We start from the raw sequence: 13,626 nt of genomic DNA on the forward strand, positions 1-13,626 counted from the left end.
ATTCCAGTAATACGCCCCTAACCTCAATGACTAAGAGACTGGTTGGATGAAAACCCACTTCAACCCTTATTGCAAAGAGAAGAATTAAATGGGCAGTTGCATAGACACAAAGATCACTAATTGGAATGATATTTAAGTTCAGGTTCAATCAGTTTGAGTAAACTCCCCTCAAAACTTAAATAGTCATGGTTCCCTATATATTAACGGGTTCCTAAGAATGTATCTAAAAATTCCGAAGTTGAGAGGAATGAATAGGGATTCTTCATGTTTTGTGAGTCGAATCTGGGCCAAATTTCGTGATCTGTTAATGGTTTGATTAAAATTTTGGGTTCTTTAAAGAAAAGATAAGAAGCAGTTAGAATTTCTACTTTTACTGCGATGTCTCCAGTCGCATCTACCTAAATCTAGAAATCCTACACGACTTCCCTAGGATTGCTCCAATATTTTAAGGGGGTCAATGGAATTTCAATGGGATTTTAATGGGGCTCCAGTCAGAGATTTTGATGGAGCAACGCCAGCCCCCATTGATTTTTTCAGCCATTGATTTCTAGCCATTGATTCCTAGCCATTCATATGGCCTTCGTGAATCTTGCCCATCTACCTGATCATCAACACCTATGCGTCTAGGTCAGCCATGGTTCGATCGCTTAGAACGAAGCTGGGCAAAGCCTGCCTACAGTGGGGGCTTACTCGGTTGTCTCGCGATTTTCTTTTTCATTGCCGCAACAAATACGCTATCCGGTTGGCTGTATGTCATGAGTGGTGTGATTTTTGCGCTGTTGGGGCTAGCTTTGCGGCTAGTCATGCAGAATGTCCAAGGCATTCGAGTCGATCGCCATGCCATTGAACCCGTGACCGCAGGAGACCCCTTACAAATTCGACTGGAGATTCACAATACAACTCGCCGACCCAAGACACTCCTCAAAGTCGAAGATCGCATTCCCCCCGCCTTAGGCCAGATCCAGACACAGGTTCTCGAAACCTTTGCCCCCCGATCGAGTTACACCTTGGCCTACGAGCAGCCCACCACGCAACGGGGCATCTATCGCTGGCAAACGGTGGATCTGCGAACAGGGGCTCCCTTGGGCTTGTTTTGGGCAAGGCGACCCCAACCCTGTCCCAGTGTGGCGATCGTCCATCCAACGGTACTCTCGCTGCAACGCTGTCCCATGATTGATCAACTGGGGCGGGATATGAGCCTTCAGTTTAACAGCGATCGACGGATCCAGTCAGCCACGGAAGGAGTGACGCGATCGCTGCGGCCTTACCGTTGGGGGGATCCCATCCGGTTGATTCATTGGCGTACCAGTGCCCGCTATGGTGAACTGCGGGTGCGGGAGTTGGAGCTTTTTACCGCTGGACAAGAAGTCGTGATTTGTTTGGATAGTGCCCGATCGTGGGTACCCGAAGACTTTGAGCAAGCGGTCATTGCAGCGGCTTCGCTCTATTTCTATGGTCAACGGCAACAATTGCGGATGTCTCTGTGGACTGCGGGAACGGGGTTAGTCCAGGGTGATCGGGCTGTTTTGGATGCCCTGGCCGGGACAAATCCCAATGAACTGGTCTACGCGGAAAGTTTGCCGGATTGTCCCATTATTTGGTTGACCCCCAATGCTGAAAGCGTGGGGACTTTGCCGTCCAGTAGTCGTTGGCTGCTCTGGTCTGCCCAAGAGGTCAGTGCGGGTCAGATCCCTGCATCGTCCCATCCTGGCCTGTGGGTGCAGCCCGATCGACCGCTGGTTCAACAATTACAGGCGGATATTTAGATGGGAAATTTCTAGCACGGGATTCCCAATGCAGGGTTCAAGTGTATTGTGTCCTGACTAATGCAACGTAAGTTCGATGAATTCGTGGTGCGGATCGATCGTCGGGGCTGCTCCGCAGCGAAGATCGGGGAACTTCTCCCCGCCCCCCTGCCTTGTCAGGGGACTCTACTCCCCCGACACCCCCCGAAAGTGAATTCTGCGCCCAAGCACAGGGGATTTGTGCGGGACAATTTCGTTAGTTAAACTCACACTAACGCAACAGCTGAGTCACTTCAACGGCAATTTCGGGAAACGCCAAAGGTGAGATCGTGTCTTGGGTCAGGGTCAGGTCAGTGGTGTATTGCCCTGTCTGGAGGGCACGAAAGACCCGCAGATGAAAATCCTGGAGATTGACCACCCAGTATTCTTGAATCCCTGCTTCTGCATAGATCCGCTGCTTTTGCCCCAAATCCTTTGCCAGGGTTGACTGGGCGTATTCAATTAGCCAAAAAATATCCTCAGGGTAGGGATGATGGTTTCGATATTCCATACCCAACGGTTTGACGATCGCTAAATCTGGCTGGGGTTCAGAGTTGTTAGGCAAGGTGATGGGTTTGGCATCTCGAATCTGGGCCCGATCGCCGAGTAACCGTCGGAGGTAGTCCGCTGCATCGCTGCTAAAGGCCGCATGGGCTGTTCCTTCCGGTGCCATGACAACCAGATCTCCTTGCAACAATTCCACAGGCTGCTCATCAAAAATTCCTGCTTCGATAGCCGCATGGTATCGATCGATTGACCACTTGTAGAGGGTTACTGTCATGCTGGCAAGGGTTTTACCCAATCTATGGTTTTACCTACTGTCTAGATTTGACGCCATCTTCCCAGGCGATCTATTCTGCATCCATTACAACACGAGGCGAGTTTCCCATGGGGAATGCATTTCCGGCGGAACTGTGGCAAGGAATTGAGGCGTTCAACCAGGGAAATTTCTATGCTTGCCACGATATCTTAGAGGCCATTTGGTTTCAGGCGGAAGAAGCAGATAAAAAGTTCTACCAAGGCATTTTGCAGATTGCTGTGGGGCTGTACCACTTTGGGAATGGTAACTGGCGCGGAGCCGTGATTTTGATGGGAGAAGGGCTGAGTCGGCTGCAAGGCTATCTCCCAGACTATGCAGGGCTGGATTTAGAACAGCTCACCCAGGATGCTGGAGACCTGTTGAGTACCTTGCAAACCCTAGGAGCCGATCGGGTAGGCGATTTGGTTCTGTTGGCTCCAGAAGATGCGGCGATCGCGCCTCCCCCAGAGGACAAAACTTTACAAGACAAGGTGATTCGATCGCGTCCTCTGATCCAGAAAGTCGCCGTTTCGGGGGAAGAATAAGGATAGGATCACCTCGTTAAAGCCCAGTGGTGATCCCGTTGAAGGGACTCTTCTGTCTCTATAGATCCTGGAGAAACTTTATTCCAGAGCGCCGCGTCTCAGGAAATCAGTGGCTGTGTTAGTATCCCTTTGTACTGAAATTGCTATGCAATCGCTTCCTCAACCGTCGCCATCTCGCCAAACCACCATGTTGTCAAAGCTTCGCTCAATTACCACCCGCTGCGGCCTATTAGTACTTCTACCGATCGCCACATTTTCGACCGGGATCACGTTGCCCAGCGCGATCGCCGCGTCCCAACCCGCGCCTGCCAGCAGCGGCCCACAGAATCCTCAGGCCATGCAGCTCAAAGCGAACGTCACCGAAGCCAATGCCAAAACGGGCGTGGTTGTGGCCCGAGGCAATGTGCAAATTAATTACCCCGCCCGAAAAATTCAAGCTACCGCTGCCCAAGCAGTTTACTTCAGCAAAGAAGGGCGCATTGTCCTGAGTGGGGATGTTTATATTCTCCAAGAAGGCAATAGCCTGCGGGGAGAAACGGTGACCTACTTGGTCAATGAAGGGCGGTTTGTCGCACTCCCGGAACAGAACCGTCAAGTGGAAGCCATTTATCTGGTGCCTGAAACGGCAAACGCGGCTCCAGCCCCAGCTCCGGTGCCCGTGAATCCCGCCCCAGTCAAGCCTGCTAAAATGCCGTTTCCCAGCGCTCCCAAAGCCACACCCATCAAACCTGCTGGTGAATCTTCTCCCAAATCTTAGATAGCGATCAACCGGTGTTAGAAAGTGATAGAAAGGGCTAAAAATCGCTGTTGGGTGTCCCTCAATCTGCGGATTTAGGGCATTGGTTGTGCGCGTTACAGGAAAATTGGGCAGGATGTGCTGGAATCCGCCTACTCTCGTTCCAAGATTAAATGGGGCATAATCAGAAACGTGTGGTGGCCCTAGCAACGAGATCGTTCAGGAGCGAGACTTGAAGTTAGTACTCGAAAATGTCCATAAATCCTATGGTGCACGGTCGATCGTTAGCCGTGTGAATTTATCCGTTGCCCAAGGTGAAGTCGTAGGGCTCCTAGGCCCCAATGGTGCTGGAAAGACGACAACGTTCTACATGGCAACTGGGCTAGAAAAGCCCGATGGTGGCAAAGTTTTGCTGAACGATGGAGACATTACCCAGTTACCCATCCATCAGCGAGCCCGATTGGGGATTGGCTACCTGGCTCAGGAAGCCAGCATCTTTCGCTATCTCACCGTTCAAGAGAATATTCGCCTAGTTCTAGAACAAACCAATGTGGGACGGAACCGAGAAGCCCGCCTCTGGGAACTGATTCAGGAATTTCGGTTGGAAAAGGTAGCGAATACGTTGGGCGTTCAGGTATCCGGTGGGGAACGGCGGCGGACTGAGCTAGCCCGCGCTCTGGCGGCTGGCCCCGATGGCCCTAAGTTTCTGCTGCTGGATGAACCCTTCGCAGGGGTGGATCCGATCGCGGTTGCTGAAATTCAAGACATTATTGCCAAACTGCGCGATCGCCACATTGGCATCCTAATTACCGATCACAATGTGCGCGAAACCCTAGAAATTACCGATCGGGCCTACATTATGCGGGATGGACAAATTTTGGCCTCTGGTAGCGCTGAGGAACTTTATGCCAATCCCTTAGTTCGTCAATACTATCTGGGGGATAACTTCCAGCCATAGTCGATCGTTCATGTCGATCGTTCATGGAGATTGTCCATAGCGATTGGCCATCGTCTGCAAGTTGGGTTTTAGCCCTATCCCGTCCAGTTTAAATCTAGGGAGAACTGACCAGCGTAGTTCTTGCTGGTACCCTATCTAGAAACCCTTTGATCCTCCCTGCCCGCCCTATTGTGTGCCCTATTTGTCCTGACATGTCCTGCAAACCATGACTGCAACTCCGTCTTTCCGTCCTGCCTTTCCGGGCATTGCTGTCCTCGATCGCTATTTGGCAACTCAGCTCACCATGCCCTTTCTATTTGGGGTGGGAGCGTTTTCGTCGATCGGGGTCTCCGTGGGGACGCTGTTTGACCTGATCCGCAAGATGACCACGATGAACCTGCCGTTGGACGTTGCGGTGCAGGTGTTCTTTTTGCAGTTGCCCTACTACATCAGTTTGGCACTGCCGATGTCCACGTTGCTAGCTACACTCATTCTCTACAGCCGTTTGTCTACGGATAGTGAATTAATTGCACTGCGCAGTTCGGGAATCAGTCCCTATCGCTTGATTTTGCCTGCGGTTGCGTTGAGTTTTTTCATTACAGGCATGAGCTTTGCCTTCAGTGAAGCGATCGTTCCGGCGGCTAAATACCGCGCTACGGTGACGCTAGAACAGGCACTGAATGAAGATAATCCTAAATTTCAGGAATCGAACATTCTCTCCCCTCAGTTTGAGGAAGTCAAACGCCCGGATGGGACAAAAGACCGCATCCTGACAAGGTTATTCTACGCGAGCAAGTTCAATGGCCGGGAAATGCAGGGACTCACGGTTCTCGACTTTTCCAAGGAAGGCTTAAATCAAATTATTGCAGCCCAGTCCGCTATGTGGGACAACAAGCAGGGCACTTGGGATTTCTTTAATGGAACTATTTACCTCGTAGCACCCGACGGCTCCTACCGGAACATTGTTAAGTTCCAACAGCAGCAGCTACAACTACCTCGCACCCCGTTGGATTTAGCCAACCGCAAAAAAGATTGGGAGGAGATGACCGTCACGGAATTACGGGAAGCCCAAGAACTCTCTGCCCAGAGCGGGGATGATAAACAGGTGCGTAAGTTTGATCTACGGATTCAGCAGAAACTAGCCATTCCCTTTATTTGCTTGGTGTTTGGTTTGGTGGGTGCCACTTTGGGAATGCGCCCCCAGCGACGATCGGGCAAAGGAGCCAGCTTCGCCATCAGTGTGCTAATTATTTTTGGCTACTATATTCTGCTCTTTCTCTGCGATGCGATGGGAAATTTGGAAATTTTAGCGCCTGTTGTAGCAGCTTGGTTACCCAATCTCATTGGTTTGAGCATTGGCGGCTTTCTGCTAACTCGTACTGCGAAATAGGTTGAGGGAATAGCGTACTAAATAAAATTCCAAGGGAACGGAATAAGTAGCTGAGTGAACGGGTAGACAGGGATCAAAATCGGAGTTGCAGTCTCAATTTTGATTGTTGAAACTTTTCCTAATAAACATCATCAAAATTGAGAAAACATTAATTTCTATCTCTCTAGATCAGCATTCTTTGTCTCGTTGCATCTTTTTGATCTTACTGATTCCATTTCAGCGTTTTGATCACATTTCAGTGACTGCATCGTACCTTTTGCTCATACCTAGGGTTTATCTGTCACCGTCAAGATAGTTCCTACTGTCTACTACTGCCGACCAACCAGGATTAGAAAGAACCCCAGACAGCCCGGGGACAGGAGCTCTTCAACAAGGTGACAAGGAAGGGTGTTATGCAGCCAGTCTGTCAAGGGCAAGCTAAGATCAAACTACTCGGGGCTTCAACTCAATGGGGGCTATTTGGTTGGGTTCCAGCCGATCGCATCTAAGCCATTGCATCTCGATCGATTCTCAATCTTTATTTGAGCTTCTTCTATGCGTTCCCCTCAATCTCCCAAAACACTACGGTATTGGCAAGCTAGACTACGATCGTTGCGGGATCCGCGAGTGGGGGGGGTGGCGATCGCCTTAGGACTGGCAGCCACCTTTGGTTGGATAGCATGGCAAAATCCAGAAAGCCTAGAATTCTCCCAATCAACCAGTTCAGAAGAGCCTCCTACTCCCTCCTCTGCAACCGCTGAGGATGCTGAAGACTTGGCGATCGGAGCAGACATCGACAGCTTGTCAGTCTTGTTCAATCAAGTGAAGCAACCCAGTTCCTCTCCCCTAGATCCTCTCAACCCAACGGCCAAACCGAAGAGTCCCAACCCCACTAGCAGCGATCCAGAGACCACTTCGACCCTCTCACTGCTCGCTGCCATTTCACCCACCCCAAAAAATCCCAGTCAAGCTGAACTGAACATGAGTCAGCTAGCGTTGTTGGGCAACTTGCCAGGAGATCCGCTGTCCCCCTCCCGCAATGGCTTAACGGGGAATACCGGACTGGAGAGCGCCATGTTTCCTGGACAGACTGCCCGTTCCCCCCTGGGCTCCGCCTCTGAAGGAACGCCACCCCAAAATGTTTTGGCGGATGCCCTAGCTCGGTTCACGAATTCACCCACTTCAACCCAGCCTGCGGGAAGTTCCAATAAGCCCTTTTCTGCATTCCCTGGAAGCAGTTTGGCCAATCCTCCCCTAGAAGGCACTCGTCCATGGCCACAGGCAACCTTTACGCCTAACTTGCCGATGCAGGGCACCACGGGGATCACCCCCGCTGCACTATCAGGGGCTGCTCCAACCCAGTACCCACCCAACGCCTATACCCAAGTCCTACAACAAGCTCCAGCGGTAGGGCTTGATCCACGATCGCCAGCCTTTGGTACGCCTGGGATTCCCACAGGGGGAACTGCCAATCCATCGATCACGCCTGGGGTAGGCATTCCTCAATCCACCATTCCTCAACCCGGTACCAGCTCCGTCGGCATGAACCAAACCGTGCTTCCTGGTACCTCCGCTGCGACCAATAACCAACCCCAGTTGGGTGGGATTCCCCAAGTAGACTCATTTACAACGCCTCGTACTACACCGGGTCGTTACATTGGGGGAGGACGCATTAATACTTTCTCCAATCCCTAAACCGACCTTCTATTCCCAACCGACCTTCTATTCCCAACTGACCTGTGAATAGGCCGTGCAGAACACTACAGCGTCATTGCTGTTAGTTTTCACGGCTGAATTTCCATGACCCTATGCGTCTGTCCGAAGCTGGATTAACGTGAGTTCGACAAGCAAAATTTCCCCTCACAAATCCCCTGTACTGGGACGGAGCATTCACTTTCGGGGGGTGTCGGGGGAGTAGAGTCCCCTGACGTAGCAGGGGGGCGGGGAGAAGTTCCCCGATCTTCGCTGCGGAGCAGCCCCGACGATCGAACCGCCCCGCGAATTCATCGAACTCACGTTGGATTATGGCTCCGAGATCGACCTTGATCGAGGAGCAAGCTTCGAACTTCAACCTCACGAAACTAAATGAGCATTTCTACTGGGTTGGGGTTATTATGAGAGTATGTTAAAAAATGTAAAGACTCACTTTTTTCTCCTAGCTCCTCAAAGTTCCACTATTTAGATTTGATGTTTCCATAAAGCATGTTTAACTCACCTCTCCCCTCCGATCCAGACTTGCTAAAAAGCTTACTGGAACCCCTTTTAGAAGATTTCCAATACTGGTTCGGTCGATCGCAATCCCTGTTAGAGCAAGAACGCATTACCTTCCTCGAAGAATCCCAGCAAACCAATCTGTTAGAGCGCGTCCTGACCGCCCAGCAAGAGGTCACCACGACCCAAACCCTTCTCAAAGTAACGGATGGGCAAGTGGGCGTTGAAACTGACGTTTTGATGAATTGGCATCGTCTCGTTCACGAATGCTGGGGGGTTAGCATGAAGCATCGATCGACCCAAGCTTCTTGATCGAACCAAAGTGATTCGGGAAAAGCTTTAAGGTTTGCCAGAAATCTGAGAGACTATAATTTAATGAATTGACCAGGGATCCCCCCACGATTAGGGCTTGGCATTCCATCGTTGCCTTGTTTCGTCCTCATTTGTGGTGATCTCAACAGTTGGCTGGGGGAAAGCGTTATGTGGCTCCACATCCTGTATATCATTGCCTTCACGATTGTTGCGTTCCTAGCGGTGGGAAACCTGATTCGCAGCATGTTAACCCTCGGGTTAGAATCGCAACGCGAACTTTCAAATATGATCAATGGCTCGGGCAACGATTCCACTGCCTCAGGAACTGTAAGACGGCAGCCCATGCCTACCCATCCAGAAATGTTGGATGCGGACGGCAAGGTCATTAATGAACCCCTCCTTGTCATGCGTTCCATGAGTGTAGAAGATGCAAGGGAACAGTTAGATGCGATTTACCGATCTTCTCCGGGCGGGGAATCCAACAATTCCAGCGATGAAGACAGTTGATAGGATTGAAGCAGCCGACGATCGCCCCTCTGCTGTTCCATGACTGACCCTTCCACTGAACCGACTCCTGCCCCTCTGCAACCTCAGGAATCAGCTGATCGGAACTCTCCTCCCTCAGCCGAGCCACCCACTGCCCCCTTAAATGTTTCCCTAGAAAAAATTGCTCTCAGTAAACGGCCCTTGGATCGGTTGAGGTTGCCCAATCTCCCGATACCTAAGATTAGCGAGACTTGGGATCAATTCACCCAACTGTCTCAGCAGTTAACGAAGCATTTGCCTACACCGCAGTTACTGGAGCCAGTTTTAGGGTGGTTCCGGGTGGATGAGACCAAACTGAAGGAAATTCTCCACCAGATCCGCAAAGATTTGCCCACCACAGAAGCGATTTTGATCGGCAAGCCGCAGGCCGGAAAAAGCTCGATCGTGCGGGGACTGACAGGCGTTTCTGCGGAAATTATTGGGCAAGGTTTTCGGCCCCATACTCAGCACACTCAACGCTACAGCTACCCAACCGATGAGTTACCCCTCCTGCAATTTGTTGACACGATCGGATTGGGCGATGGGGTGCAGGCAATTTCTGATGTCGTGCGCGATTTATTGGGTGAGCTAGCTTCTGCGCCTACAGTTGAGCGATCGAGCCTTGAGCGATCGCGGGAGCAATCGGGAAATGCAGATCTTCTGGATACCGCTCGAACGCCATCCCCCGATCAACCAGTTCAACCCGATCAAACGGCCCAGATGGATGCTTCTGATGATTGGGATGGGAAACCCGCTACCGCAGCCAAGGTCATTCTCCTCACGGTGCGTGTGGGTGACTTTGCCACCGATAGCCTCCGTCAGATTGTCCAGCAAGTTCGCCAGAAACACCCAGAGGTTCCTTGCTTGCTGGTTGTGACTTGTTTGCATCAACTCTATCCGCCCAGCCTAGAGAACCATCCTGCCTACCCCCCCCAGATCGCCGAGGTCGATCGGGCCTTTGCCCAGATTCAGCAGGATTTTCAGGGGCTATTCGATCGGGCAGTGTTGATTGATTTCACCCTAGAAGAAGATGGCTTTGATCCAGTCTTCTACGGGTTGGAAACTCTGGTGAATACCTTGGCGGAATTGCTGCCGGAAGCAGAGTCTCGGGCGATCGCCCAACTCTTGGACGATCGCAGCATGGGGAATCAAGTCGGTAATCTTTATCGGGAGGCAGCCCGTCGGGCCATTCTGCCCTTTGCCATTATGGCGGGTACCCTGGCAGCAGTACCTCTACCCCTAGCCACCATGCCCGTGCTGACCGCCGTACAAATCTCCATGGTGGCCTTCCTAGGACAACTCTATGGCCAAAAATTGACGGTTTCCCAAGCCGGGGGATTGGTTAGTACGATCGCGGGGGGATTCCTCGCCCAGACGATCGGGCGCGAATTGGTCAAGCTGATCCCCGGTTTTGGGAGTGTCATTGCGGCTTCCTGGGCCACGGCCTATACCTGGGCTTTAGGGGAAACAGCCTGTGCCTATTTTGGGGATTTACTGGGAGGCCGGAAGCCTGACCCTGCCCAAATTCAAGCGGTTATGAAGTCTGCCTTTGCTGACGCGCAAGATCGACTAAAAAAACCGACGATGAAAGCCTGAGCACCACCTTGGGCCACGGATCCTGATTCTATTGGGGCGGCATCCATCCCGTGAATGGAACCCCCTGGCACGCTCACACCCGATCGTACACCGATCACAATTTTGTGCTACCAAGATCACCTACGTGGGTGAAGTGCAAAGTTGACAACATGCGCCACTATGAACTGGTGGAGTGAAGTTCCCTGGTATCTAGTCAGATTATTTCTGATCCCCCACATTAACGGCATCCTCTTAAATTAGTGCCATACATCAGTGCTCCTCTATCCGGTTGAGGTTCTATGCGGTTTGATCGCTTCCAATTGTGGCAATGGCTCTCTTCAGTGTGGCGTTTTGGACAAAATCCTGTTCGATCGACCCATCTGGAAATCGCTCAAATCCTTGCAGGACTTGGAAGTTGGCAAATCTACGATCTGGGTTCTTCGCAGGAAACCTTGCAGTGGTCAGAGCCCTTATATCGCCTACTGGATATTCCGGTAGAGGTGCCCCCGAGTCATGCCTGTTATCTTGCCCAAGTGCATCCTGACGATCGCGATCGGGTCGCTCAAGTCCACCAACGTTGGCGAGACATGCAACAGCTTGAGGAATTGGAGTATCGTCTGGTACACCAAGATGGACGGGAACGCTGGGTGCGAGAACAAATCACCGTAGACTGCGCTCATCAATCCGGGGTGTTGCAGATGACGGGCATCGTCCAAGATATCACCGCAGACTATCAACAGGCTGAATATAACCGACTGCTCACAGAAACCAGTCAGAGAATTCGCCAGTCCCTTCAGGTAGAGGAGATTTTGCAAACTGCAGTGGCGGAAATTCGGCGGCTTTTAGGGGTCGATCGAGCATTTATCGCCCAAGTCAATCCACAAGGGTGTGGTTACATTGCCGCAGAATCCAATGATCCAGCGTGGGGCTCCATTGCGGAAGAGGGCTTTCCGTCAGAGGTGATTGCGGAGTTACAAACGGTTTATCGCCAGCGTGGAACGATCGTTCACCATAGCCCGACGGACCAACCATCGAAGGGCTTTCTACACTATCTGTATTGCAAATATGAAGTGAAAGCAGGCATCAGTACACCCATTGCAATATCTGGTGCAACGATGGGATTGCTTGCAGTCCATCAATGCAAGGGCAGTCGTCAGTGGAATACCCGTGAAATTCAATTATTGGAACAGCTAGCCGCCCAAATTGGAATTGCGCTGCAACAGGGATATCTCCATCGTCAGGCACAGGAAACGGCCATTGCGCTGGAACAACAAGTCAAAGAACGCACTCAGCAATTAGAGCAGCAGATGGAAGTTTTACAGCTGCTCAATCAGCAACAAGAACGGCTGATTCATGCCATTAGCCATGATTTACAGACTCCAATTTTAGGAATGGTAATGGTCTTGCAACGTTTAGCGAAGCAGACTGAACAACCCCTATCATCTACGATGTTAAACCTGATGCTGGACAGTAGTCAGCGTCAACTCAGTTTGCTTAAATCTTTGCAAGAGGAAGCTGCGACGAGTCAACCGTTGCTGCAGCTCGATCGCCAGCCGACCCAACTCACGGGGGTGATTCACCGCACCCTTGAGGATCTCCAGCCGCTTTTAAGGGAAAGCGATATCCAAGTATCTACCCGATTTCAAGATTTTTTGCCCACGGTTGCCGTAGATAGTAGTTATATTCAACAGGTTGTGCGCCATCTGATTACCAATGTCGTGCAGCATAATTTACCGGGCCTCCAGATCACGATCGAAGTAGGGCTAGATGATGGGATGGATAGAACTCCCCCCCTAAGCAATCGCTGGCATGGCGGCGATCGTGAAGCGAGTGGGAGAAATCAGCATCCATGGCAGCATGCCCCATGTTTATATTGCCGAGTGCAGGATAACGGAGTTGGATTGCAACCGGAACAAATTGCGCTGATGTTTACCAAACCCTATCTGCGTAGTAGTCACAATCGCCACATTACTGGATTAGGTCTCGGCCTGTATCTTTGTCATCAAGCCATCAAAGCCCATGGTGGAGAAATTGGCGTCATCAGCAAAGTGGAACAGGGCAGCATATTCTGGTTTACGGTGCCGATTCCGGTTTGTGCAACCTCTGCGATCGACCTTGCGAGTTAATCCCGTTAATTTGAGCACAAATCTTCGAGTACAAATCTTCGAGCGAAATCAGAGTGTTAGTGAAAATAGAAGAGTGGCAACTAGCGATGCGATCGTTCGCACATGATTCCAAAATGTCCACTCAGTCAGATATCTTGCCCAGAACAGAGTCCCTTCTGGACTCTCGGGTTTCACTGTGGCCAATGAATCGTTTAAAGGAACATTAAAAGCAATGGTGACACCAATACTGCCGAGTAAATATAAAGCACTCCCGAGCAGTAGATACGTGGAATCTGAATACGGCCACTTTAGGAACACTCCGATCGTTAAAGCTAGACAAATGCCTGCTGTGCCAAAGAGAGCTAACATAAACAGCGGGGTGGTTGCAGTAATATTAATTGATTGCATGGCCGCAATCCCTTGAGAGGGTTGAAGGCGAGCGAGGGCAGGCATGACAAAGGTAGAAAATGCAAAGAAAACACCCGCCACTAAGCCACAGCCTAAGATCGCCCCTAGTTTTAAGCCAAACCCTACAGAATAAGTTGGTGCCATAGATTAGACCTCCTGCATGAATAGTGGAGTGATGTGCCAGTTAGAGCAGGAGGTAGGAGAATAAGAATGTTGCCCTCAACATTTCTGTGGAGAGAAGATGAGCTACCAAGACCTTGAGTCGCTGTCGGATGGTGAGTTCAAGCGCTTGTGCGGGGTGAGTCGTCCGACCTTCGCCG

Annotated in this window: 12 protein-coding genes; 10 read left to right on the top strand and 2 right to left on the bottom strand. The window is 51.0% G+C overall.

Features of this window, described 5'->3' with window-relative positions; translation table 11 throughout:
• Positions 1-617: 617 nt before the first annotated feature.
• On the top strand, positions 618-1,766 hold the full coding sequence (locus tag ACN4EG_RS10265) for a DUF58 domain-containing protein (protein WP_431629289.1): 1,149 nt from the start codon (positions 618-620) through the stop codon (positions 1,764-1,766).
• Positions 1,767-2,016: 250 nt separating this feature from the next.
• Here ACN4EG_RS10265 and ACN4EG_RS10270 read toward each other — a convergent pair whose 3' ends face one another.
• Entirely contained in the window at positions 2,017-2,565 is a 549-nt protein-coding gene (locus tag ACN4EG_RS10270) for a Uma2 family endonuclease (RefSeq protein ID WP_431629290.1), read from the bottom strand.
• A gap of 107 nt (positions 2,566-2,672) precedes the next feature.
• Here ACN4EG_RS10270 and ACN4EG_RS10275 point away from each other — a divergent pair, with 107 nt between their 5' ends.
• The 9 genes from ACN4EG_RS10275 to ACN4EG_RS10315 all read left to right on the top strand — a co-directional run bounded on the left by ACN4EG_RS10275 (position 2,673) and on the right by ACN4EG_RS10315 (position 12,919).
• Positions 2,673-3,128: a DUF309 domain-containing protein gene (locus tag ACN4EG_RS10275; protein WP_431629291.1), complete on the top strand. Its 456-nt coding sequence runs from the start codon at positions 2,673-2,675 to the stop codon at positions 3,126-3,128.
• A gap of 187 nt (positions 3,129-3,315) precedes the next feature.
• Positions 3,316-3,885 (top strand): LptA/OstA family protein, encoded by a 570-nt coding sequence (locus ACN4EG_RS10280; RefSeq protein WP_431629292.1) that lies wholly within the window; start codon positions 3,316-3,318, stop codon positions 3,883-3,885.
• Between the two features lie 211 nt (positions 3,886-4,096).
• A complete protein-coding gene (lptB, locus tag ACN4EG_RS10285; protein WP_431629293.1) occupies positions 4,097-4,822 on the top strand; it encodes an LPS export ABC transporter ATP-binding protein in 726 nt (241 codons plus the stop codon).
• 205 nt (positions 4,823-5,027) lie between these two features.
• The gene (locus ACN4EG_RS10290; RefSeq protein WP_431629295.1) at positions 5,028-6,191 is read left to right on the top strand and encodes an LptF/LptG family permease; all 1,164 of its coding nucleotides are present in this window, start codon (positions 5,028-5,030) and stop codon (positions 6,189-6,191) included.
• Between the two features lie 534 nt (positions 6,192-6,725).
• Positions 6,726-7,865, top strand: coding sequence for a hypothetical protein (locus ACN4EG_RS10295; RefSeq protein WP_431629297.1), 1,140 nt, complete (start codon positions 6,726-6,728; stop codon positions 7,863-7,865).
• Between the two features lie 507 nt (positions 7,866-8,372).
• Positions 8,373-8,693, top strand: coding sequence for a DUF2605 domain-containing protein (locus tag ACN4EG_RS10300; protein WP_431629298.1), 321 nt, complete (start codon positions 8,373-8,375; stop codon positions 8,691-8,693).
• A 168-nt stretch (positions 8,694-8,861) separates the two neighbouring features.
• On the top strand, positions 8,862-9,200 hold the full coding sequence (locus ACN4EG_RS10305) for a DUF2973 domain-containing protein (protein WP_431629299.1): 339 nt from the start codon (positions 8,862-8,864) through the stop codon (positions 9,198-9,200).
• A gap of 39 nt (positions 9,201-9,239) precedes the next feature.
• Positions 9,240-10,814 (top strand): YcjF family protein, encoded by a 1,575-nt coding sequence (locus tag ACN4EG_RS10310; RefSeq protein WP_431629300.1) that lies wholly within the window; start codon positions 9,240-9,242, stop codon positions 10,812-10,814.
• Positions 10,815-11,092: 278 nt separating this feature from the next.
• A complete protein-coding gene (locus tag ACN4EG_RS10315) occupies positions 11,093-12,919 on the top strand; it encodes a sensor histidine kinase (RefSeq protein ID WP_431629302.1) in 1,827 nt (608 codons plus the stop codon).
• Positions 12,920-12,967: 48 nt separating this feature from the next.
• Here ACN4EG_RS10315 and ACN4EG_RS10320 read toward each other — a convergent pair whose 3' ends face one another.
• Positions 12,968-13,450 carry an anthrone oxygenase family protein gene (locus tag ACN4EG_RS10320; protein ID WP_431629303.1) on the bottom strand — a complete coding sequence of 161 codons (483 nt, stop codon included), beginning with the start codon at positions 13,448-13,450 and terminating at the stop codon, positions 12,968-12,970.
• Positions 13,451-13,626 lie beyond the last annotated feature (176 nt).

Origin of the sequence: Alkalinema pantanalense CENA528, assembly GCF_050753345.1 — a bacterium.
Lineage (GTDB): Bacteria > Cyanobacteriota > Cyanobacteriia > Leptolyngbyales > Leptolyngbyaceae > Alkalinema > Alkalinema pantanalense.